The sequence below is a fragment of the Roseibium sp. QJM3NY_11 genome (assembly GCF_056173175.1).
In genome coordinates, this window is record NZ_CM149660.1 from 1,858,312 (window position 1) to 1,880,941 (window position 22,630).

The 22,630-nt window shown below is 63.5% G+C and carries 21 protein-coding genes; 14 read left to right on the forward strand and 7 right to left on the reverse strand.

Going from position 1 to position 22,630, the window contains the following annotated elements:
• The 5 genes from AC0VX3_RS08470 to AC0VX3_RS08490 form a co-directional block, all read right to left on the reverse strand.
• Complete coding sequence (locus AC0VX3_RS08470; protein WP_475524337.1) at window positions 1-765, reverse strand: flavodoxin family protein; 765 nt, start codon at window positions 763-765, stop codon at window positions 1-3.
• 82 nt (window positions 766-847) lie between these two features.
• Window positions 848-2,923, reverse strand: a complete 2,076-nt coding sequence (locus AC0VX3_RS08475) for a hypothetical protein (RefSeq protein ID WP_475524338.1) — start codon at window positions 2,921-2,923, stop codon at window positions 848-850.
• 17 nt (window positions 2,924-2,940) lie between these two features.
• Window positions 2,941-5,760: a DUF4159 domain-containing protein gene (locus AC0VX3_RS08480; protein ID WP_475524339.1), complete on the reverse strand. Its 2,820-nt coding sequence runs from the start codon at window positions 5,758-5,760 to the stop codon at window positions 2,941-2,943.
• Between the two features lie 3 nt (window positions 5,761-5,763).
• Entirely contained in the window at window positions 5,764-6,687 is a 924-nt protein-coding gene (locus tag AC0VX3_RS08485) for a DUF58 domain-containing protein (RefSeq protein WP_348150048.1), read from the reverse strand.
• 53 nt (window positions 6,688-6,740) lie between these two features.
• On the reverse strand, window positions 6,741-7,760 hold the full coding sequence (locus AC0VX3_RS08490) for an AAA family ATPase (protein WP_475524340.1): 1,020 nt from the start codon (window positions 7,758-7,760) through the stop codon (window positions 6,741-6,743).
• A gap of 295 nt (window positions 7,761-8,055) precedes the next feature.
• Here AC0VX3_RS08490 and AC0VX3_RS08495 point away from each other — a divergent pair, with 295 nt between their 5' ends.
• The 6 genes from AC0VX3_RS08495 to AC0VX3_RS08520 all read left to right on the forward strand — a co-directional run bounded on the left by AC0VX3_RS08495 (window position 8,056) and on the right by AC0VX3_RS08520 (window position 12,153).
• Window positions 8,056-8,676, forward strand: a complete 621-nt coding sequence (locus tag AC0VX3_RS08495; RefSeq protein WP_475524341.1) for a DUF1285 domain-containing protein — start codon at window positions 8,056-8,058, stop codon at window positions 8,674-8,676.
• Between the two features lie 79 nt (window positions 8,677-8,755).
• Window positions 8,756-9,403: a CoA pyrophosphatase gene (locus AC0VX3_RS08500; RefSeq protein WP_475524342.1), complete on the forward strand. Its 648-nt coding sequence runs from the start codon at window positions 8,756-8,758 to the stop codon at window positions 9,401-9,403.
• Window positions 9,403-9,663, forward strand: coding sequence for a DUF6111 family protein (locus AC0VX3_RS08505; protein ID WP_342895473.1), 261 nt, complete (start codon window positions 9,403-9,405; stop codon window positions 9,661-9,663). The genes AC0VX3_RS08500 and AC0VX3_RS08505 overlap by 1 nt, the downstream gene beginning before the upstream one ends.
• A gap of 4 nt (window positions 9,664-9,667) precedes the next feature.
• Window positions 9,668-10,657: a CCA tRNA nucleotidyltransferase gene (locus tag AC0VX3_RS08510; protein WP_475524343.1), complete on the forward strand. Its 990-nt coding sequence runs from the start codon at window positions 9,668-9,670 to the stop codon at window positions 10,655-10,657.
• A gap of 15 nt (window positions 10,658-10,672) precedes the next feature.
• Window positions 10,673-10,927, forward strand: coding sequence for a hypothetical protein (locus AC0VX3_RS08515; RefSeq protein WP_475524344.1), 255 nt, complete (start codon window positions 10,673-10,675; stop codon window positions 10,925-10,927).
• A 119-nt stretch (window positions 10,928-11,046) separates the two neighbouring features.
• On the forward strand, window positions 11,047-12,153 hold the full coding sequence (locus AC0VX3_RS08520) for an HD-GYP domain-containing protein (RefSeq protein WP_475524345.1): 1,107 nt from the start codon (window positions 11,047-11,049) through the stop codon (window positions 12,151-12,153).
• Window positions 12,154-12,181: 28 nt separating this feature from the next.
• Here AC0VX3_RS08520 and hemF read toward each other — a convergent pair whose 3' ends face one another.
• A complete protein-coding gene (hemF, locus tag AC0VX3_RS08525; RefSeq protein WP_475524346.1) occupies window positions 12,182-13,144 on the reverse strand; it encodes an oxygen-dependent coproporphyrinogen oxidase in 963 nt (320 codons plus the stop codon).
• 150 nt (window positions 13,145-13,294) lie between these two features.
• Entirely contained in the window at window positions 13,295-13,762 is a 468-nt protein-coding gene (locus AC0VX3_RS08530; RefSeq protein ID WP_475524347.1) for a tRNA (cytidine(34)-2'-O)-methyltransferase, read from the reverse strand.
• Window positions 13,763-13,918: 156 nt separating this feature from the next.
• Here AC0VX3_RS08530 and AC0VX3_RS08535 point away from each other — a divergent pair, with 156 nt between their 5' ends.
• The 8 genes from AC0VX3_RS08535 (at window position 13,919) to AC0VX3_RS08570 (ending at window position 22,616) form a co-directional block, all read left to right on the forward strand.
• Window positions 13,919-15,790 (forward strand): ABC transporter ATP-binding protein, encoded by a 1,872-nt coding sequence (locus tag AC0VX3_RS08535; protein ID WP_475524348.1) that lies wholly within the window; start codon window positions 13,919-13,921, stop codon window positions 15,788-15,790.
• Between the two features lie 51 nt (window positions 15,791-15,841).
• Window positions 15,842-16,243 (forward strand): DUF2177 family protein, encoded by a 402-nt coding sequence (locus AC0VX3_RS08540; RefSeq protein ID WP_475524349.1) that lies wholly within the window; start codon window positions 15,842-15,844, stop codon window positions 16,241-16,243.
• Window positions 16,244-16,672: 429 nt separating this feature from the next.
• On the forward strand, window positions 16,673-17,140 hold the full coding sequence (locus AC0VX3_RS08545) for a hypothetical protein (protein WP_475524350.1): 468 nt from the start codon (window positions 16,673-16,675) through the stop codon (window positions 17,138-17,140).
• A complete protein-coding gene (locus AC0VX3_RS08550; protein WP_475524351.1) occupies window positions 17,133-18,971 on the forward strand; it encodes an ABC transporter ATP-binding protein in 1,839 nt (612 codons plus the stop codon). Before AC0VX3_RS08545 ends, AC0VX3_RS08550 begins: the two co-directional genes overlap by 8 nt.
• 316 nt (window positions 18,972-19,287) lie before the next feature.
• On the forward strand, window positions 19,288-19,848 hold the full coding sequence (gene petA, locus AC0VX3_RS08555; RefSeq protein WP_342895464.1) for a ubiquinol-cytochrome c reductase iron-sulfur subunit: 561 nt from the start codon (window positions 19,288-19,290) through the stop codon (window positions 19,846-19,848).
• A 25-nt stretch (window positions 19,849-19,873) separates the two neighbouring features.
• Complete coding sequence (locus tag AC0VX3_RS08560) at window positions 19,874-21,139, forward strand: cytochrome b (protein WP_475524352.1); 1,266 nt, start codon at window positions 19,874-19,876, stop codon at window positions 21,137-21,139.
• A gap of 30 nt (window positions 21,140-21,169) precedes the next feature.
• Window positions 21,170-22,054: a cytochrome c1 gene (locus tag AC0VX3_RS08565; protein ID WP_475524353.1), complete on the forward strand. Its 885-nt coding sequence runs from the start codon at window positions 21,170-21,172 to the stop codon at window positions 22,052-22,054.
• Window positions 22,055-22,124: 70 nt separating this feature from the next.
• Window positions 22,125-22,616, forward strand: coding sequence for a GlcG/HbpS family heme-binding protein (locus AC0VX3_RS08570; protein WP_475524354.1), 492 nt, complete (start codon window positions 22,125-22,127; stop codon window positions 22,614-22,616).
• The last annotated feature ends 14 nt before the right edge of the window (window positions 22,617-22,630 follow it).

Below are 22,630 nucleotides of genomic sequence, written 5' to 3' on the forward strand. Positions count from 1 at the left end.
CTACGTGTCGAGCCGGTGTTCCGGGTTGGGCCAGCCAGGCTTGCTGCCGTCGTCCCATTGCGCGCGGATATTGCCGCACGCGGGCAGGCCGCCGTTTTCCTTGTAGAGCCTGGCAAGGTGCATCAGATTGAAGGCCATGAATGTCGTATTGCGCTGGGTAAAGGCATTGTCGAAGCCTGCACGGGTGCCGTCGTCCCGGGCGTCGCCGTAAGATGCGCCGGGCCCCGCTTCGCCGACCCAGCCGGCATCCGCCTGCGGCGGGATCGAGTAGCCGACATGCTGCATGGAATACAGAACGCCCATGCCGACGTGCTTGATGCCGTCCTCGTTGCCGGTGACGATACATCCCCCCACCTTGCCGTAGAACAGATACTGGCCCTTGTCGTTGGTCTGTCCCGAATGGGCATAGAGCTTCTCGATGAAGGCCTGGGCAAGGGAGCTTTTTTCACCGAGCCAGATGGGCGTGCCGAGCACGCAGATGTCGGCGCCCAAGACACGATCGGAAATCTTCGGCCACTCGTCCAACTCCCATCCATGGTCCGTCATGTCCGGGTATACGCCGGGAGCGAGCCGGTACTGACTGAGCCTGACCCGGTCGACGGCCGTGCCCTGGGTCCTGAAGATCTCCGCGACGACATCAAGCAACGTGTCGGTGTGGGACGATTGCGAGGGATGCGTCAGCGACGCGTTGACCAGCACCGCTGACAGTCCGGCGCCGATCTCTCCGGCCTGACTGCAAATTTGTTCCTGGGTGGCAGACAGCATGTGACCTCCGGCCTGACTGTTTCATCTGAACAGTAAACCGGGCTCAGCCTGCCCGGTTCCGAATGCCGGGATCACATGCGGTTTACCGGCCTTCCCGGTACCAGGTCAGGGAGAGAGCGCCGAGCAGGAGGACGAGGCCGAACAGGCCGATCATCAGCGGATAGCGGTCAATGCCGTTCAGAACGCTGGCCTCGGTCGCCTTCAGGCCGACCCAGCCATTGCCCGCGTAGCTCGCCGACGGCCGGACGGGCACGATGCGGGGTATGTTCAACGCACCGCCAACGTCGCGCAGGCGCTCGGAAGTGCCGCCGGTGGCCTCGCTGAGGGGGGCCAGCGCCTCGGGCGTCGACAACACATCGGTGTATTCGCGCGGGTTCGGCGGGCCCACGTGAATGAGTGCGCTCATCTCTCCCTCGGAAATGGAGAACAGCCCTGTTTCCGAGATCGGCAGGCCGCCGCGCCACAGGCCCGGGTCCTGTTCGCTCAAGGCGAACTCGGTGCGGTCGCCGGTCGGTGAGACCACAGTGACATCGCCGACGGACTCGCCGAGCGACTGGCGTTCGATCACCAGTTCCGAGCCGCGCAGGGAGACATTCAGCGCCTCTTCCTCCAGATCCGGCTCCTGCATCAGCCAGTGGGCCAGACGGCGCAACAGCGGCACATGGGGGCCGCCGCCCTCGAAACCGCGCGCCCACAGCCAGACATGGTCTGACAGGAGCATGGCCACCCGGCCTTCGCCTTCCCGGTTCAGGACCAGAAGCGGTGTGTCGCTCGGGCCGGACATCAGTTCCTGGCCGGCATCGAGTTCCGTGTCGACCGCGCGGAACCACCGGCTCCAGGCGGGGGGATCCTGTTCGGAACCGGGCAGTCCCCGGGTCACCGGGTGACGCTCTCCAAGATGGGCCAGGGTTGCGTGAAAGGGTTGTTCAAGGATGGTTCCGGTGGGCCGTGCCGGAAGGATCGACGCCAGCGGTGTGCGGTACAGGCTGCCGCCTTCGGCGTAGTCGGGGCCGCCGGCCAGCAGGACCGCGCCGCCATTGCGCACGTAGCGCGCGATGTTGTCGAAATAGAGCATCGGCAGAACATTGCGGCGCACGTAGCGGTCGAAGATGATCAGGTCGAATTCGTCGATCTTGACGGAAAACAGTTCGCGGGTCGGAAAGGCGATCAGCGACAACTGGTTGATCGGTGTGCCGTCCTGTTTTTCCGGCGGGCGCAGAATGGTGAAATGCACGAGATCGACGGAGGCATCGGATTTCAGGAGATTGCGCCACGTGCGCTCGCCGGCATGGGGCGAGCCGGACACCAGCAGAACGCGCAGGTTCTCGCGAATGCCGTCGATGGTGACGACGGCCCGGTTGTTGAGCGTTGTCAGTTCGCCTGAAAGCGGCGCTGCCTCGAACTCGAAAATGTTGTCGCCGCCATGGGCGATCTCGACGGGAATGTCGATCTTTTCACCGGTACGGGCCATCCGCTCGGTGACGATGTCGCCGTCGCGTTTCACGCTCAGGCGCACCTGGTCGCCCGGACCGGTGCCCCGGCCCTGATCAACCACGGTCAGGCTGACCGTTTCCTCGGAGCCCACGAGCCCGAAACGGGGCGTCTTTTCAAGGACGATGCGGCGGTCGAGCTCTCCCACCTCGCCGGTGATGAGACCGTGGACGGGCGCGTCGAAGCCGAGCGACCCGGCGCTTTCCGGAATATCGTGGATTTGGCCATCGGTGATGATGATGGCGCCGCCGACACGTTCCGGCGGAACGTCCGCGAGCCCGCTGGACAACGTCTGGAACACCTGGGTGCCGTCGCCGCTGCCTGAATTGCGAGCCTCCAGAACACGCAGGTCAAATCCCTCGAGTGCCTCCACCCGGCGGCGGACTTCGGCGGCGGTCTCCTCGGTGGTCGTCTCGCGTCCGCCAAGCCGCTGGCTCTGGCTCTTGTCGACGACGAGCGCGACGACGCTGGAGAGCGGTTCCCGCTCCTCCCGCTCGATGGCGGGATTGGCGAGGGCCAGCAGCAACAGGGCCATGGTCAGCGAGCGCAGCAGCCAGCCGCGCAGCTTGAGAAAGCCCGTCAGGCCGGTGAGCAGCACCGTGACGACGGCGCCGGCAGCGAGCGCCCACAGGGGCAAAAGCGGATCGAAGGAGAGGGACCAGACCATAGGTTTTCAGTTTTCTCCTATTGTCCGAGTCGTTCGAGCAGGGCGGGAATGTGGACCTGATCGGCCTTGTAGTTGCCGGTCAGGCTGTACATGACGATGTTGACACCGGAGCGGAAGGCGTAGTCGCGCTGCACCGGGTTGTTGGGCACGGTCGGATACATGAATTCTCCCGTGTTGGTGATCGCCCAGGCGGCGGCGAAGTCGTTGCCGGTGATCAGGATCGGGGAAACGCCGTCGCCCGCGCGCACGGGGCGATCGCCGCGGGCGGTGATTTCCTCCAGGCTTTCGACCCACAGCGGGCTGGTGGCGTAGCGTCCGGGAAAGGTGTCGAGCAGATAGAAGGCTTTTGTCAGCACGTGATCGGGCGGCACCGGCTCGAGGGGCGGCACATCGAGATCCTCGAGGATCTCGCGCAGCTTGAGGGTTGCCGGTGTGGAGGAAAAGCCGCTGGCCGAGGCGCTGATATGGTCGCGGGTGTCGAACAGGATCGTGCCGCCATTGCGCATGAAGGTGTCGATGCGGGCGATCGTCCGGTCGTCGGGTTTGTCCGCGGCCGGATCGATCGGCCAGTAAAGCAGGGAATAGAAGGCCAGTTCGTCGCTTTCGATGTTCAGCCCGTTCGGTGATCCGGGCTCCAGGGCGGTGCGCTCGGACAGAAACTGGGAGAGCCCGGAAAGGCCCGCCGCGCTGGCGTCGTCGATCTCCGGATTGCCGGTCAGCACATAGGCCAGCCGGGTTTCCAGCGTCGATTCCAGCGCATCCAGATCGCTGGAGGCCGACTGGGCGTCGGCCGGCCCCAGGGCGGGGCCCAGCAGCAGGGCCACGCCGATCATCACGGCGACGGCGGCGCTGCTGCCGTGGCCGCGCAGGCCGACCCGGCCGAGACCGCCCGCAAGGAGGAAGACGGCGATGGCATCGGCGATCATGAGAAGGAAGGCCAGCGTGAAGAACGCGGATCTGAGATCCAGCGGATCGGTCGCCGGGTAGGGCGTTTCGCTTGCTTTGCCGCCGAGCGCGCTGAGGTCAAGAGGGGCCAGTTCGTCCTCCTTTTCCATCAGGTTGAGGGCCCGGAAGCCGTCTTCCGTACCGTAAAGGCCCGGGGGGGTGCGGCGGCTGGCGGCAGCTTGCTGGAAGGCGATCGCGCTGACGGGGGTGACTTCCACCGGAGGCGAGCCGAAACGTCCAAAGCCGTCCAGCAGCCTGAGCGGCGGCAACACGCTTGTCGTCGAGCTGCCGTCTTCCGGAGATTCGGAAGCGGCAACCACGTTGGACACCGAAAGGACACGGCGCAGCATGTTGAGGAAAACGCCTGACAGGGGCAGGTTGGACCAAGAACTGTCCGCCGTGACATGAAACAGCACCAGAGTGCCGGCGCCGACCTGTGACGCCGTCACCAGCGGGGTGCCGTCCTCCAGCATGGCCCAGGTCCGGTCGGGAAGATCGGAGGTCGGTTCCGCCAGCACCTGCCGGGTCACGGTGACCTCCTCGGGTGTCTTCAAGCCGGCAAACGGGGAGCCCTCGGGAAAATCGGCCAGATGCTGCGGCTGTTTCCAGCTGAGCGATCCGCCGAGCGACCGGTCGCCCGCCCTGAGGCGCACGGGGATGAGATCGTCGCTGCCGCCGGCGGTCTTGGGACCGGCGAAACGAACCAGTGTGCCGCCGTTCCGGATCCAGTCGCGGAGCATCTCCGTGGTCGTGTCGGGCAGCCGGCCGACGTCCGCCAGCACGAGCACGGAAATGCCCTGGTCGATCAGGGACGGCACGGCTTCGGCAATGTCGCTGACCCGCGGCCGCCGGATGTCGGAGAACGGCAGCAGCGCCCGTTCCAGATAATAGACCGGCGACAGCAGCGGCTGGTCCAGATCGCCGGACTGGCCGGAAATCAGGCCGACCGTGCGGCGGCGCCAGCTGTCGTCCACCAGTTGAACCGCTCCCGCGGCCGCCTCGCCCGAAATTTCAACCCGGGCAATGTCGTTGCGCAGTTCTGTCGGCAATTCGAAGCGGGCTTCGGTTTCCGTCGCGCCGGCTGTGAAACTGGCCGGCACTTCGCCGAGCACGAGACCTTTCAGATCCAGGGCCCTGATATTTGCGGTACCGAGCTTCTGGTCCGGATGCCGCACCACTGTCAGGGACAAGGCCTCGGCATCGTTCCTCAGGTCTTTCAGTCCCATCGGGGTGTCGAGACCGGTGAACACTGTGATGGGGGCGTCACCCGCAATAGCGGCGAGGTCCCGAACGAAAGCGCCGTTCGAGCGGACACCGTCCGACAGCCATATGATCGCACCCGGCGGGTTGCTTTGCGCTGCCTTGCGCAGGCCGATGCCGAGTTCCGCGCGTTGCGGCGGATAGGGGCGCGGCTGGAGGGCGCGCAGCTTTTCCAGCGCTGCGGTCGCAGCCTCCGGCGCGAAGGCCTGTCCGGGGCCTTCCGCGGTGGCGGCGAACAGGAGCGGCCGGCCTTCCTGCTCGGCGGAGGTCAGGATCTGTTCGGCGGCGCCGGTCTGGGCGTCCCAGGCCTTCGCAGATGTCCAGCCGTTGTCGATGAGAACCCACAACACACCGTCTTGGGTCTGCACGGGTTCGGGCGAGCGCCAGATCGGGCCGGCGAGGGCGATGATCAGCAGCGCCGCCAGCGTCAGGCGCAACAGCGTCAGCCACCAGGGACTGCGCTGGGGCGTCTGCTCGTGCTGGTCGATGCCCAGCAGCAGGCGGGTCGGCGGAAAGCGGATTTCCCGCGGGCGTGGCGGGGTCAGGCGCAGCAGCCACCAGATGACCGGCAGCAAGGCGAGCGCGGCGAGGATCCAGGGCGTGATGAAGGTCAGGGGCAGGCCTGCGAACACGGCTCAGGCACCTCCGCTTTGCATGACATCCAGTGCGCCGGACAGCGCACTGTGCAAGACCAGCAGCGGTTCCGATGCCGGGCGGTCGGTATGATGCAGAAAATAGGTCCAGCCGGCCCGGCGGGCCATGTCGCGCACTTCCGCGCGGTGGGCTTCCAGCCTGTTCTGGTAGTCCTCGCGCCACTGTTCCGCGCGCCCGGCCGTCAGGCGGAGACCCAGTTCGGGGTCGGAGAACTCGATCCGCCCGTCAAAGGGAAAGGTCTCCTCGATCGGGTCGAGCACCTGGACGAGATGCCCGCGCGCGCCGGTCGCGGCCACGCGGGAAATCCAGGCGGCGATGTCCTCCAGCGGATCCAGGAAGTCCGACACGACGACCACATCGGCGAAGCGTTTCACCGAAGCGGTATCGGGCAGGGCGACCGGCTTCGACAGATGTGCCAGCGCATCGGCAAGGCGCTCGGCGGCCCGTCGGTCCGAAAAGGCGCGGGTCAGGCCAGGCAGGCCGATCCGCTCGCCGGTCTCCGCCAGCATGTCGGCCATGGCGAGCATGAGCACGATGGCGCGGTCACGTTTGGTGACATTCGACAGGCGCGAGCGGAACACCATGGAGGGCGACAGGTCGGCCCAGAGCCAGACCGTGTGGGCCGCCTCCCATTCGCGCTCGCGCACATAAAGATGATCGTCGCGGGCGGAGCGGCGCCAGTCGATGCGCTTGGCGGGCTCGCCCATGTTGAACGGCCGGAACTGCCAGAAGCTTTCGCCCGGCCCCGCCCGACGGCGCCCGTGCCAGCCGGCGATGATCGAACTGGCGACATGGCTTGCCTCCACCAGCAGGGCAGGCAAGGCGTCGGCGACCGATCGGGCCTCGCCGATGACGTTCGGCCATGTTGCCGGGTCAAGGCCTGCGTTGGTGCTGGGGGCGTCCATGCATTCTCTCTCCTGGTGCGGTCACGACGCGAAACCGGGCGAAGCCGGGCGTGTCAGGCGATCTGCTCTTTCACCCTGCGCACGACGTTGCGCACAGTGTGGCCATCCGCGCGCGCGGCGAAGGTCAGGGCCATGCGGTGTTGAAGAACCGGTTCGGCCAGCGCCAGGACATCGTCGACGGAGGGAGCAAGCCGGCCGTCGACCAGGGCGCGGGCGCGCACGGTCAGCATCAGCGCCTGGCTCGCGCGCGGGCCCGGTCCCCAGGCAATCAGCCGGGTGACATCCGAGGTGCCGCCGCCGTCTTCGGGCCTTGCGGACCGGACGAGCTTCAGGATGGCCTCCACGACGGTTTCGCCGACGGGCATGCGGCGCACGAGCTGCTGGTACTCCTGCAGTTCCACGGCGGTCATGGCGACCTGGGCCTGGGCCTGGTCGGCTCCCGTGGTTTCTACAAGGATGCGCCGCTCGGCTTCCAGGTCCGGGTAATGCACGTCGATCTGCATCAGAAAGCGGTCGAGCTGGGCCTCGGGCAGCGGATAGGTGCCTTCCTGCTCGAGCGGGTTCTGGGTCGCGAGCACATGGAACGGACGCGGCAGGTCGTGGGGATGACCGGCGACGGTGACATGGTATTCCTGCATGGCCTGCAGCAGGGCAGACTGGGTGCGCGGGCTGGCGCGGTTGATTTCATCGGCCATCAGCAATTGCGAGAACACGGGTCCGGGAAGGAAGCGGAACGAACGGTTGCCGTCGGCGCTCTGCTCCATCACCTCGGCTCCGAGAATGTCGGAAGGCATCAGGTCCGGCGTGAACTGGATCCGGCGCGCATCCAAGCCCAGAACGGTGCCGAGCGTTTCCACCAGTTTGGTCTTGGCGAGGCCGGGAACGCCGACCAGCAGACCGTGGCCGCCGGCCAGGATGGTGACGATCGACTGCTCGACGACCTTTTCCTGACCAAAGATGATCCGGGCAATATCCGTCTTGGCATCGTTGATCCGGCTCACCGCACGCTCGGCGTTTTCGGCAACGGCGGCGAGGTCTTCTTCGCTGGGGTTCGTGTGAGAAACAACGCTCATGAAACACCTTTCCCGTAAAAATCGTTCGGCTTCCAGACACGGCGCCCGGATCCCGCTTCGAGCTTTTTGGGCCCGCATCCCCGGTTGCTGCGACTCTTCCAGTCTGACACCATATAATTCAGTACATAAGGCGCAATTGTGCGCCATACAGTGGAAAGCGCCAAGATTCTTTCATGCGCTGGGGAAAAGGTGGGGCCCCGGAAGACGGGGTCTCGGGTGAAAGCGATCTGCCCGGTCCGGGAATTGTCAGATTTTCCGGTGGGCCGAATTGAAAAAGACCAAAGCGAGGAGAACAATGGCGGAAAGTCCGGCGAATTCGCAGGCGGGAATGCCGGAAGGTCTGAAGGCGCTGATGAGCCGTGCGCATGCCGGTGACAGGTCGCCGCCGCCTGTGGACAAGTGGAATCCGCCGTTTTGCGGGGATCTGGATATCAGGATCGCCCGGGACGGCACCTGGTTCTATCTCGGCACGCCGATCGGCCGGCCTGCGCTGGTCCGGCTGTTCGCCTCGGTGCTGCGCAAGGACGCAGACGGCAGGCACTACCTGGTGACACCGGTGGAGAAAATCGGCATCACCGTTGACGACGCCCCGCTGCTTGCCGTGGAAATGGCGGTCGAGACGGCCGGCGAGGGACGGCTGGAGACGCGGTTGCTGACAGTGCGTACAAATCTGGGTGATCTCGTGAAGATCGGGCCGGAGCACCCGCTCAGGTTCGAAAAAGAACCGGACAGCGGTGGACTGAAACCCTATGTTCTGGTCAGGGGACGGCTGGAGGCCTTGTTCACCAGAGCCCTGATGTACCAGTTGGCGGACCTGATGGAAGTGCGTGGCAGCGATGACGACATGGAGACGGGGGTCTGGAGCGGTGGACGATTTTTCGCGGTCAGTCCCGAGCTCATGGACGGTGCTGTGTGACTTCCCGCCGGAACTACGGGCCAACGGAACTACGGGGTGACCGGATGAAGACAAACAAACGACCGGATGACGCGACCGCATGACTGCACCGTTGACAAGAAACAGGTTCGAGCTGACCGACTGGTCGCACCGGCTGCGCGAGACCCTCAAGGAATCCGCCGGCAGCCCTCTCGACGAAACCGGCGATCATGTGCTCAATCCGGATCTGGGCCCCTACGCCAGGTGGGACGGGCCGCCGCGTGAGGCGGCTGTCCTGATCGGTATTCTGGACCGTGACGACGGGCCCAGTGTCGTGCTGACGCAGCGGACCGGGCACCTCAAGTCCCATGCCGGCCAGGTGGCTTTCCCGGGCGGCAAGATCGATCCTGTCGACAGCGGCCCCGTTGCCGCGGCGTTGCGCGAGGCGGATGAAGAGATCGGCCTGACACCGACGCGGGTGGAAACGCTCGGCAACCTTGCTCCCTATCTGACCGGATCCGGCTACCGGGTCGTTCCGGTGGTCGGGGTGATCAGCGGCGACGCGCCCTTCCTGCCGAATCCGGGCGAGGTCGAGGCTGTCTTCGAAGTGCCGCTGGGGTTCCTGATGGATCCTGCAAACCACCAGAAGCTCAGCCGTGAATGGCAGGGCCGACAGAGATACTTTTATGCCATGCCCTTCGGTGAGCGCCATATATGGGGCGTCACCGCGGGGATTATCCGCTCCTTGTACGAAACGGTCTATCGCTGATGCTTCGTGTTTTTCTGGCACATCTGCTGCTGTTCCTGCTGCCTTTTTTCGGTTACGCGCTCTGGCTCTGGATGAGCCAGAAGAGCAACCATCCGGAACGCTGGTCGCGGGGGCCGATCGCCTGGCTCACCTTCGCCGGGCTCGCCCTGGTCATCGCGGGCCTCGTAAGCATGGCGACGCTCGGCAAGAGCCCGGAAGAAGCCAACTTCATTCCCTCCCATATGCGCGATGGCGTGTTTGTCCCGGGCCGGTTCGAATAGAGGCATGACCGCGGACGTCAATCATATGCTCGGCCGGGCCGACTGGCTGAACACGCCCGGCATCCAGGCGGTGTTTTCCGCCCTCGAACTGGAGGGCGATCAGGCCCGCGTGGTCGGAGGCGCGGTCCGCAACACGCTGCTGGGGCATCCGGTGCCAGACATCGATATCGCGACCACGGCGCGGCCCGAAACCGTCATGCAGCGCGCGCTCGACGCGGGTCTGAAGCCTGTGGGCACAGGCATCGACCACGGTACGGTGACCGTGATCAGCCGCGGGGTTCCCTATGAAGTCACCACGCTTCGCCAGGATGTGGAGACCTTCGGGCGTCAGGCGAAGGTGGTGTTCGGGAGGGACTGGGTCCGGGACGCGGAGCGCCGGGACTTCACCTTGAATGCCCTCTATTCGGACCGGCGGGGCCAGCTGTTCGATCCGCTCGGCGGACTGGCGGACTGCCTGGCCCGCCGGGTCCGCTTTATCGGGGATCCGGACAGCAGGATCAGGGAGGACTATTTGCGCATTCTGCGGTTCTTCCGGATTTATGCCGCCTATGGTGAAGGCGCCATCGATGCGGCGGGGCGCGACGCGTGTCTGCGCCAGCGCGACGGCCTGCGGCACTTGTCCGCGGAACGGATCGGACACGAGATGCGGCGCCTGCTGCGTGCGCCCCTGGCGGCGGCGGCGCTCCGGATGATGAACGACAGCGGTCTCTGGGAAATCGCCACAGGCGGCCTTGCCCGCATCGAGGACTATTGCGCTCTGCGCGGGCTGGCTTCGTTCGCTCCGGACGTGTCCGACCCTGAACTGGGCCTCGTGGTTCTGGGCGGTTTCGTGCGCGAGGACCTTGAGCGGATCTGCGACCGCCTCCGGCTGTCGAATGCCGAACGCAACAGGATGCGGACGGCGTGGGCGGCGATGAAATTTCTGCGCCAGTCGGCGGATCCCACGGCGCCCCCGTCGGATGCGAGGGACATGATCTACCAATTCGGACGTTAAGGCGCCGTTGACGGGTTGCTGGCGCACTGGGCCTTCCGGAAGGCGCAAGGGACGCCGCCGCCGGAGGATGACTGGCGCGAACTGCTCGAGCGTGTGCGGCAGGCGCCGCTGCCCGCGTTTCCCGTGAAGGGGGCGGACCTGATCGCAGCCGGCCATGCGCCGGGACCGGCTCTGGGGGAGTTGCTTCAGAAGCTGGAAACCGAATGGCGCGCGAGCAAGTTTACGTTGAGTAAGGGAGATCTGGTTCTGCGTGCCGGCAGTTCGGGATAAGACAGGTCTGATTTCAGCAGTGCCGGACCGCGTCAATGCTTGGTTCATTCCTCGGGAATATAAATAGTGAAAGCGAAACTCCAATTCGATCTTTCACAGGTATCCCGACGAGGCAATGAATGGAAATCGTTCTCATTTCAGACGGGTCGCTTTCACTTGACTCACCTGTCAGGAAGCTGCCGTTTTTCTTTCCCGCACGCCTCGTAAAAATGACGGATGTTTCCTCCCGCACAGTCGGCGAGGCCCGTGTCGCGATCATTGAGCTGTTCGAGGCGAGCGATGCCGGGCTGGCGGCGTTGACGACTGCGTGGGACAGCATCGCGGAAATTCCGGTGATCTGCCTGATCACGAAAAAGAACCGCCGCGAGGCCATTCAGGCGGCTGCGCTTGGCAATACGGATGTTCTGGAACGGGACACACCGCTGGCGGTCCTGGTCCGCAAGATCAAGAGCGCGATGGCCGTGGACCTTGCTGCGCATGTTCCTTCCTCGGTGCCTGCCGAGACACTGGAAGCGTTTCAAAAAGGCAATGCAATGCTGGAAAGCCTGGCGTTTTCGGCCACGGAAGGCTCGAAAATCCAGATGAACCTGTTGAACGAGAGCGCCATCGAGATCCTCTCGGCCGTGACGCTCTACGGCATCTCGCCCTGGCTGGACGCGATCCACATTCACCACAGTGCCACCTACAGCCATTCCCTGATGGTGGCCGGAATGGCGGGAATTTTCTCCCGGCATCTGGGCTGGAGCGAGGCCGACTGCCAGCAGGTCGTTGCCGGCGGCCTGGTGCATGACATCGGCAAGATGCGGATACCGCTGACGATCCTCGACAAGCCCGACAAGCTGACCGACGAGGAACGCCTTCTCATCGAGAAACATCCGAATTTCAGCCGTGACATTCTCAAGCCCAGGCTCGAAGTGCCTGCCGATATCAAGAGGATGGCGATCCAGCACCACGAGTATCTGGACGCAACCGGCTATCCCGACGGACTGGCGGCAGACAAGCTGACGCCGAAGGTCCGGCTGATGACGATCTGCGACATCTTCAGCGCGCTGACGGAAACGCGCTCGTACAGGGAGTGCCTGCCGACCCGGGTTGCGGTCGAGATCCTGAAGAAGATGGGCGCCAAGCTGGACCAGGACATGCTGGCCCAGTTCTGCGACATGGTGCTGGACCGCAGTTTCGGTAACATAAACCTGGACCGGGTGCGAGCGACCGCGGACGTTTGAACCCGAGGGCGTCTGATACCGGCTGCGGTCATGGCCATTTCACCACGGGCGGCATCGACGACAGGATCGACGCCACGTTGCCGCCGGTCTTCAGTCCGAAGATCGTGCCACGGTCGTAAAGAAGATTGTATTCGACGTATCTGCCCCGGCGCACAAGCTGCTCCTCACGCTCGGCATCGGTCCAGGATTTCCGGAAATTCCGCCGCACCAGGTCGGGATAGACGTTCAGAAAGGCCAGGCCGACATCCTTCGTGAAGGCGAAGTCGGCATTCCAGTCGCCGCTGTGCAGATAGTCATAGAAGATGCCGCCGGTCCCGCGTGGCTCGTTGCGGTGCTTCAGAAAGAAGTAGTCGTCACACCAGGCCTTGTAGGCCGGGTAATCGGCGACCTCATGCGCCTCGCAGGCGGCCTGCATCGCCCGGTGAAACGTCTCGGTGTCCGGATCGTCCTGCCTGCGCCTGGCATCCAGAACCGGCGTCAGGTCGGCGCCGCCGCCGAACCACTGGCGGGTCGTGACCACCATGCGGGTGTTCATGTGCACTGCGGGCACATGCGGGTTTTGCGGATGGGCGATCAGGCTGATGCCGGCGGCCCAGAACCTGGGGTCCTCGTTGGCGCCGGGGATCTGGTTCCGGAACTCGGGCGAGAATTCCCCGTGGACCGTGGAGATATGAACGCCGGCTTTTTCAAAGACCCGGCCGTGCATCATCGACATGACGCCACCGCCGCCTTTTTCCCCGGTGCTGTCCGTCCGTTCCCAGGGCGTGCGCTGGAATCTGCCGGCGGGACGGTCGGCGAGGGGAGTTGCCTGGGACTTGGCCCGGGAACTGGCCAGGGAATCTTTCGGGGAACCGAGTTCGTCTTCCAGGTCCTCGAAGGCCGTGCAGATCCGGTCGCGCAGCTCCTGAAACCAGTCAGGCGCGATCTTTTTCTTGTCCTCGATGGCGTCCGGGACGGGGCCGCCACGGTTTTCCGGAGAAGGTGCGTTCATGACAACGTCCTGTGGTTGAAAATTCGGTCTGCAATCACTCAGGATATAAAGAGGTCGAAATCAGCTTCTAGAGCATTTTCCGGTCATGTTGAACCATTTGATGGCTTCAGGCGGCTACCCTGGCGATGGGGTCGGCACAAGGTGCTCCGGTCAGGGAGTTCCGGGAAATGTGCCCGTTTGCCGCAGGGCTTCTCCGATCGTCATGCCCACGGCGACGGCGACGTTGATCGAGCGCATGCCCTCACTCATCGGGATCGTCAGACGCGCGTCGGCACGATCATGGACTGGGCCGGGAACACCGCTGCTTTCGCAGCCCATCAACAGAATGTCGTTCCCGGCGAACCGAAAATCCGTATAGGCCCGGTCCGATCCGGTGGTGAGAAGGACGAGACGTCTGCCACTGGCCGCGCGCCAGGCCTCGAACTCCTCAAACGACGTATGGCGCGTCATCGCCGCGCGCTCCAGATAGTCCATGCCGGCCCGCTTGAGGGCGCTGTCTGACACCGGAAACCCGGCGGGTTCGATGATATGGACCCGCACCCCGAGGCAAGCGGCGAGGCGCAGGATGGTCCCGGTGTTCTGCGGGATGTCCGGCTGGTAGAGGGCTATGTCCGGCATGGTGTCTCAGGGTCCTCACTGGAGGGGGCTGCTTATCAACGGTTCTCCGGTTTGTCATCCTCCGGATGAAAACAGTTACATAAATTCACTGGGCCAGGCCCTGGCGGGTGCTTAGGATGGGCACAAGATTCGCTCCTGCCCTGTTGGAGACGTCCAGTGTCCCCTTTGTTCCGCCTGTTCGAATCCTGGATCGATCCGTTCCGGGACCCGCCCGACGCCGACATGCCACGCGGCGGCCTTGCCTTTCTGTTCCATTTCGTCCGCCAGGTGCGTTGGCCGTTCCTGGCGATGCTGGTGCTGGGCGCCGCCTCCGCCATGATCGAGGTGTCGATCGCGAATTTCCTGGGAAACATCGTCGATCTGCTGGAAAAGGGAGATCGGGAGACCTTCTTCAGCACCCATGCCTGGTCGCTGCTCGGCATGGCGTTTGTGGTGCTGGTCGTGCGCTCGATCGTCAACGCGCTGGTGTCACTGACAGAGGAACAGACAATCGTGCCCGGCTTTTTCCAGCTTGTCCGCTGGCAGGGCCATCAGCGCGTGATGAAGCAGTCCCTCGGTTACTTCCAGGACGATCTTGCCGGACGGCTGTCGCAAAAGGTCCTGCAATCTGGACTGTCCGCGGGGGACTTCATGAGCAACCTGCTCCAGGTTGCCTGGTACATCGTCGTCTATGCTGTGGCGACGCTGGTTCTCGTTTCCGAACTGGATATCCGGCTGGGCGCGCTTGTCGCGGTCTGGCTCGTGTGTTTCGGCGTGGCCGCGTGGACACTCGTGCCCCGCGTGAGAAAGGCGTCGAAGGACGTCGCCAACGCCTATTCGGGTCTTTCGGGACGTCTGGTCGATACCTACACCAATATCCAGTCCGTCAAGCTGTTCGGATCGGCGGAAGAAGAAAGCCGGGGCGCGAAGTCATCCTTCCAGTCGTTTATCGCGCGCCTGCAGGTTTTCACCCGGCTGCTGTCCTCCGTCCGCATTCTGATGAGCGTCATCAATGGCGTCATGATCGTGGCGATCTCCGCCATGGCCTTGAAGGCCTGGCAGGACGGGGGCGTCAGCACGGGCCACGTCGCCTTTGCGCTCAGCCTGGTCCTGCGTCTCAATATCCTGCTGAACAGGCTGTTCAACCAGCTCAACGCGCTGTTCCGCAATTTCGGATCCCTGCAGGACAGCATGGAGACCATCGTCAAACCCATTGCCCTGTCCGATGCTCCCGGCGCCCGCGAACTGAGCGTTTCCGAGGGCGCCATCCAGTTCCAGAATATCCGCTTTCACTATGGCAAGGCGGGCGGGGTGATCGATCACCTGAACCTGGCCATCCGCCCCGGCGAACGGGTCGGGCTGGTCGGTCCCTCGGGCGCGGGCAAGACCACGCTGACCAGTCTGCTGCTCAGGTTCTTCGATGTGGAATCGGGCCGTATCCTCATTGATGGACAGGACATCCGTGAGGTGAGCCAGGAAAGCCTGCGCAGATCCATCGGCATGGTCACCCAGGACACGTCGCTGCTGCACCGCCCGATCCGGGAGAACATTCGCTACGGCCGGACTTCTGCCACCGAGACGGAGCTTCTGGACGCGGCCGAAAAGGCACGGGCGAGCGAGTTCATCGCGCATCTGGAAGACCTGCGCGGGCGCAAGGGGTTCGACGCTTTTGTCGGCGAGCGCGGCGTCAAGCTGTCAGGCGGCCAGCGCCAGCGAATCGCCATCGCGCGGGTGCTGCTGAAGGACGCGCCGATCCTGGTGCTCGACGAGGCAACCTCGGCGCTGGATTCGGAAGTCGAGGCCGCGATCCAGCAGAATCTGGAAGGGCTCATGGCCGGAAAGACGGTGATCGCGATCGCCCACCGACTGTCGACGATCGCTGCCATGGACCGGCTGATCGTCATGGACGCGGGCCGGATCGTGCAACAGGGTCCGCACGACAAGCTGCTGGAAGACGAGACCGGTCTCTACGCGCAACTGTGGCACCGCCAGTCCGGCGGATTTCTCGAAGACAACGCGGCGCCGGACCGCGATCCGGCAGAAAGCTGATCCGGAGCCGTGCCGGGGGCGTAGACCACAGGCATTGCATCAGAGGAAATCATGCCCCAGCTCGTCATCGCTTATTTCGCGACTGCCCTGGTTTTTCTGGCCATCGACTTCGTGTGGCTGACCCAGGTGGCCACACGGTTCTATTACGACCGTCTCGGTCACCTGCTGATGGACAAGCCCAACCTGGTGGCCGCCGGCCTGTTCTATATCCTTTACGTCGTGGGCATCGTGGTGTTCGCCGTTGCTCCCGCGCTCAAGGGGGAGAGCATCGCCACCGCCCTGATCTATGGTGCCCTGTTCGGCTTCTTCACCTATGCAACCTATGACCTCACCAACTTCGCCACCCTCAAGAACTGGCCGCTTGCCGTTGTCGCGGTGGACGTTGCCTGGGGGACCTTCCTGGCAGGTTTTTCCGCGGGGGCGGGCTATTACCTGACGCGGCTGGTTTCCTAGACGGGGCCATAGTGTCTCCGGACCGGCACAAATCACGTCCGGCCGCGTGGCTGAACCGGGCGTGGAAGCGATGTTGCTGTTGGGCAACAGGTCGCGTGTCGATGCTGCGAAATGTCGCATTTGCCCTTTCCAAGCGCGCGATAAGCGGGTACCAAGCGTCATCGACTTCGAAGAAGTTGGTGCAACTTTGGCCAGCGACCGCCCGGTCGCGCAATCAGGAGGGCGTTACATGACAGATCATCGCATGATCAATCCATTCGCGACCCTCGCGGGTTGTCGCCAAGGTTCTTCCCGCCTCCGCTAAGAGGCCCGGAACTTTTCAAACTTTTTCCTGACGTCACGCTTAAGCCGCTCACCGTGGCTGCATGACCTTGTCACGGCATGTCCGCCGGCGTCGGTTCGCAATTTCCAGATATCTGGAGCATTCCAATGTCTTTCCAAGATCCCTTCGGCCCCTTCCGGGCCGACTTCGGGCCGGACCTTATCCGCGACGACCTGGTGAAGGTGCGGGGTGTCGACGGTCATTTTGCAGCCCCGGATTTTCAGGTCCGGGACAAGAGCCGTTTTCGACGGGTCAAAGTTGTCCTGCTGTTCGCAGCGGCGACTGTGGCTTTGACGTTTCTGCTGTTCATCCCGATTGTCTCTCTTGAGCTGGCCTCCGTCGAGGCCGTGGCGGTTCACGGAAAAACCCTCACGGCGGCCGAATATGCCGACAGGCTCCGCAGCCTGTTGTTCGGCACCGCCATCATCGCCCTCGCCGTGGTCAGTTTCATCGCATCGGCTGCAATTGCTTCCGGAGGTGTGGTGGTGCGGCCGAAAGCGGCGGGCGAGGCCGAACGGCCTGAAAAATTCGGAAAAATGAAGCCCCTGACGGTGGGAAAGGTCCGTAATGTTTGATCGTTTCGAAAAACTCGTCGATCCGTTCGAGAAAACCGAACTCGACGTGCCGCCGAAAGGCTTCTGGGCTTTCTGCTGGTACTATACCAAACCGGTCTGGCCGATCCTGGCCGGAGTGTCCGTTCTCGGAGCGCTGATCGCGTTTCTGGAAGTGATGATCTTCACGTTTCTGGGCGAACTGGTCACCTGGCTCGGCACGGAGAACGCCGAGACGTTCTTTCAGGACAACTGGCCCCGTCTGGCGTGGATGGGGCTGGTGGTGCTCGTGCTGTTGCCGGGCTTCGCGGCGATCTGGGAGATCCTGTTTCACCAGGGCCTGATGGGTACGTATCCCATGTCGGTGCGCTGGCGCGTCCACCGGTATCTGCTGCGGCAGAGCATCTCATTCTATCAGAACGATTTCGCCGGCCGGATCGCCAACAAGCTGATGCAGACCGCGCTTTCGGTGCGCGAAGTCGTGACCCGGATCGCCGACATCCTGGTCTATGTCACGGTCTATTTCATCGCCGCCCTGTTCGTGGTGGCGGAGGCGAGTCTCTATTTCCTGATTCCGTTCGCGGTCTGGTTTGCCTGCTACATGGTGACCATGCGGATCTTCATTCCGCGTCTGAAGAACGTTTCCAGGGAGCAGGCGGACACGCGCTCGCTCATGACCGGGCATGTCGTCGATGCCTATACCAACATCTCGACGGTCAAACTGTTCTCCCATGCCGAACGCGAGGAGGAATACGCCAAGGAATCGATGACAGCGTTCCTGAAGACCGTTTTCCTGCAGATGCGGCTGGTCACGGGCATGAACATTTCCCTGACCGTCATCAACATGATGCTCCTGTTCGCCGTTGGCGGGATGTCGATCGGATTGTGGCAGATCGGGCGGGTCACCACCGGCGAAATCGCGGTGGCGGTCGCCCTGGTGCTCAGGTTCCAGGGCATGTCGCAATGGATCCTCTGGGAGGTCTCCGGCCTGTTCGAGAACATCGGAACGGTACAGGACGGCATCAACACCATCGCGCGTGAGCGGGATGTGGTCGATGCAAGGGACGCCGTCGGACTTGACGTGCCGTCGGGCGAAATCCGGTTCGACAAGATCTGCTTTCACTACGGCAAGCAGTCGGGTGTCATCGAGGACCTGGACCTGACCATCCGCTCCGGCGAAAAAATCGGCCTGATCGGCCGGTCGGGCGCCGGCAAGTCCACGCTGGTCAACCTGTTGCTGCGGTTCTACGACCTGGAACGGGGCCGGATCCTCATCGACGGCCAGGATATCGCCAAGGTGCGCCAGGACGATATCCGCGCCAATGTCGGTGTGGTGACGCAGGACACCTCGCTGCTGCACAGGTCGATTTTCGAGAACGTTGCCTATGGCAAGCCGGATGTCGGCCGGGACGAGGTGGAGGCGGCCCTGGAGAAGGCTCATGCCCTCGACTTCGTCAGCGAGCTGACGGATCTCAACGGCCGCACCGGGCTGGATGCCCATGTGGGCGAACGAGGCGTCAAGCTCTCCGGCGGCCAGCGCCAGCGGATCGCCATCGCGCGGGTTCTGTTGAAGAACGCTCCGATCCTGGCGCTGGACGAGGCCACGTCCGCGCTCGACTCGGAGGTTGAACTGGCCATCCAGGAAAGCCTGTTCGACCTGATGGAGGGCAAGACCGTGATCGCGATTGCCCATCGGCTGTCGACGATCGCGGCCATGGACAGGCTGATCGTCATGGACAAGGGGCAAATCATCGAGGAGGGCAGCCATCGGGAACTGCTCGAGCAAAACGGCCTCTATGCCCAGCTGTGGCAGCACCAGTCCGGTGGCTTCCTGTCGTCGGTTCAGGCCGCGTGACCGGTCGAGCAGGGCCAGGAAAACGGGCAAGGCCGGGATTTCTGTGAATTCCGGACTTGCGCTCTTTCCCAAAAAAGGGGCAGAAAAGCGGCGCGGTGTCGGATTCGCCTGCGACATATGTGTTTTGAGATGTTTGTTGAACTGGACAAGCGTTTCGAAGGGTGCAAAAAGACAAACCGCTTGGCCGGTGCGGGCAACTGCCGCACCCGGTCACCGTTGAGCCCGGCATGCTTCCGCCTATCCTTTGTCTCAAGGGACAGGCCCGAACGTGAAGCGGGCTTTCGGTACAGGTAACAGGTTTCGAGAGGACGCGACCTTGGCACATACGGATCAGGCGGAACCCACCCGCCGGGATTTCCTCTACATTGCGACCGGCGCCATGGGCGTCGTGGGCGCTGGCGCGCTGGCATGGCCCTTCATCGACCAGATGAACCCGGATGCCTCCGCATTGGCGCTGGCCTCCATCGAGGTCGATGTCACCGCCGTGGAAGAGGGGCAATCAATTACAGTCAAATGGCGCGGAAAGCCGGTCTTCATCCGCAACCGCACCGAGACGGAAGTGGTGGAAGCCACTTCGGTTCCGGTCGCGGACCTTCCGGATCAGCTGGCGCGTAACGCCAACCTTCCGGACACCGCGGAAGCGACCGATGTCAACCGCGGCGTCGCGGGCAAGGAGAACTGGCTGGTTCAGGTCGGTATCTGCACCCATCTGGGCTGCGTGCCGCTCGGCGATGCCGGCGACTTCGGCGGATGGTTCTGCCCCTGTCACGGGTCCCACTACGACACCGCCGGCCGCATCCGCAAGGGCCCGGCTCCCGAGAATTTGCTGATTCCGCCGCTCGAGTTCGTCGGCGACTCGACGATCAAGATCGGCTAACGGCAAGAAATTTCAGGAGACAGCCATGGCTGGACATTCGAATTACGTACCGCAGAGCGCTGCGGCCAAGTGGCTGGAAAGCCGCCTGCCGGTCATTTCGCTCGTTCGCGGTTCCTTCGTCGATTTCCCGACGCCCAAGAATCTGAACTACTGGTGGGCCTTCGGCGGCATTCTTTTCTTCATGCTGATTGCGCAGATCATCACCGGTATCGTGCTGGCGATGCATTACACGCCGAGCGCGGGCGCCGCATTCGACAGCGTCGAGCACATCATGCGCGACGTGAATTTCGGCTGGATGCTGCGCTACCTGCACACCAACGGCGCGTCGATGTTCTTCATCGCCGTCTACATCCACATTTTCCGCGGTCTCTACTACGGCTCATACAAAGCGCCGCGCGAGATCTCCTGGATCCTCGGCGTGATCATCTTCCTGATCATGATGGGCACCGCCTTCATGGGCTACGTTCTGCCCTGGGGCCAGATGTCCTTCTGGGGCGCGACGGTGATCACCAACCTGTTCTCGGCGATCCCGCTGGTCGGCGAAGAGATCCGGACCTGGCTGTGGGGCGGCTTCGCCGTCGACAACCCGACGCTGAACCGGTTCTTCTCGCTGCACTACCTGCTGCCGTTCATGATCTTCGGCGTGGTGATCCTGCACGTCTGGGCCTTCCACACGACGGGCAACAACAACCCGACGGGCGTTCAGCCGAAGACCAAACAGGATACGGTGCCGTTCCATCCGTACTATACGATCAAGGACCTGTTCGCGATCGTGATGTTCATGATCCTGTTCGCCTGGTTCGCCTTCTACGTTCCCAACTACATGGGGCATCCGGACAACTACATCGAGGCGAACCCGCTGGTGACGCCGGCGCATATCGTGCCGGAATGGTACTTCCTGCCGTTCTACGCGATCCTGCGCGCGGTTCCGGACAAGCTCGGTGGCGTGCTGGCCATGTTCGGCGCCATCGCGGTCCTGTTCGTGCTGCCCTGGCTGGACACGTCCAAGGTCCGCTCCGGCACCTTCCGTCCGCTGTTCAAGCAGTTCTTCTGGATCTTCGCCCTGAACGCGGTGATCCTGGGCTATCTCGGAGCCATGCCCGCCGAAGGCGTGTATGTCATCCTGTCCCGGATCTGCACCATCTACTATTTCGCCCACTTCCTTGTCGTCTTGCCGATGCTCGGGTTCATGGAGAAACCGCGGCCTGTGCCGGCGTCTATCTCCGAAGCGGTGCTTAAGGGTGGTTCCGGCAAACCGGCCGGTGCGGCTGCCGCGCCGGAAACGAAGTAACGCGACCCGGATCAGGAGTTAATCGAGACAATGAGCACCATGATCAAAATGGTTCGTTCCCTCGCTGCGGTGGCGGCCCTTGCCACCGCTGCCCCGGCCCTTGCCGCCGGGGACGCGCCGCACATCGAGCGCGAGCAATGGTCCTTCTCCGGCCCGTTCGGCTTCTTCGATCGCGGCCAGGTTCAGCGCGGCTTCAAGGTTTACCGCGAAGTCTGTGCGTCCTGTCACGGTCTGCGCCAGGTGGCCTTCCGCAACCTGGCCGACTATGGCGGACCGAGCTTCACCGAGGAGCAGGCGAAGCAGATCGCGTCGGAATACACCGTTGTCGACGGTCCCAATGTGGACGGCGACATGTATGAACGTCCGGGGATCCTGGCCGACAAGTTCCCATCGCCGTTCCCCAACGAAGAAGCCGCCCGCGCGTCCAACGGCGGCGCCTATCCGCCGGACTTCTCCCTGCTGGCAAAGGCCCGCGCAGGCCACCGCGGCTTCCCGTGGTTCGTCTTCGACGCGTTCACCCAGTATCAGGAACAGGGCGCGGACTACATCTACGCTCTGCTGACCAGCTATCCGGAAGAAAATCCGGCGTGTTTCGGCGAGGATTTCTCGGGCTACTACAATCCGAAATTCCTTGGCGGCTCGGTGACGGCCGAAGCATGCGCGGATGAACACCTGACGGGCGGCCCGATCGGCATGGCACCGCCGCTTTATGACGAGGCGGTTGAATACACCGACGGCACGCCGATGACCGTCGACCAGTATGCGCACGATGTTTCCGCGTTCATGATGTGGGCTGCCGAGCCCCATCTGGAAGATCGCAAGAAGATCGGCTTCCGTGTCATGATCTTCCTGATCGTGTTCGCGGGCCTGCTCTACTTCACCAAGAAGAAACTCTGGCGCAATGTTGAGCATTGATTGATCGCCGCCACAGTGCATGATGAAGCCGCCGGTTTTTCCGGCGGCTTTTTCTTTGAGAGGTAACGCGATGCATCGCGTAGTGGTGGTTCTGGCAATCCTGTGTCTTCCTGGTCCCGCTTTTTCGCAGGCGGCCGCAACCCATGCCGTCCAGGTCCTGGACCTGCAGCTTGCCATGCGGGCCGCATTGCGGGCGATCGAGGTCTGCAACGAGGCGGGTTTTCAGGCGGGGGCGTCGGTTGTCGACCGGTTCGGCGTTGAACAGGTCACCCTGCGCAGCAATATGGGCGGTGCCCATGTGGGCGAAGCCGCGCGGCGCAAGGCCTGGACCGCCGCGTCCTTCAACCTGCCGACCTCCGAACTTGAGCAGCTGAATGCCGATGGCAGCAAGGCGGATCTCGGGGCCGTTCCGGGTATCGTGCCGGTGGGAGGCGGCCTGCCCATCGTGTCCCTGTCGGGCGACCTTCTGGGCGGGATCGGTGTCTCCGGTGGCGGCAGCCGTGAAAATGAAGCCCAATGCGCCAGGGCCGGACTTGACGCGATCACCGAACAATTGAAATAACCTTCGCTGGCCCG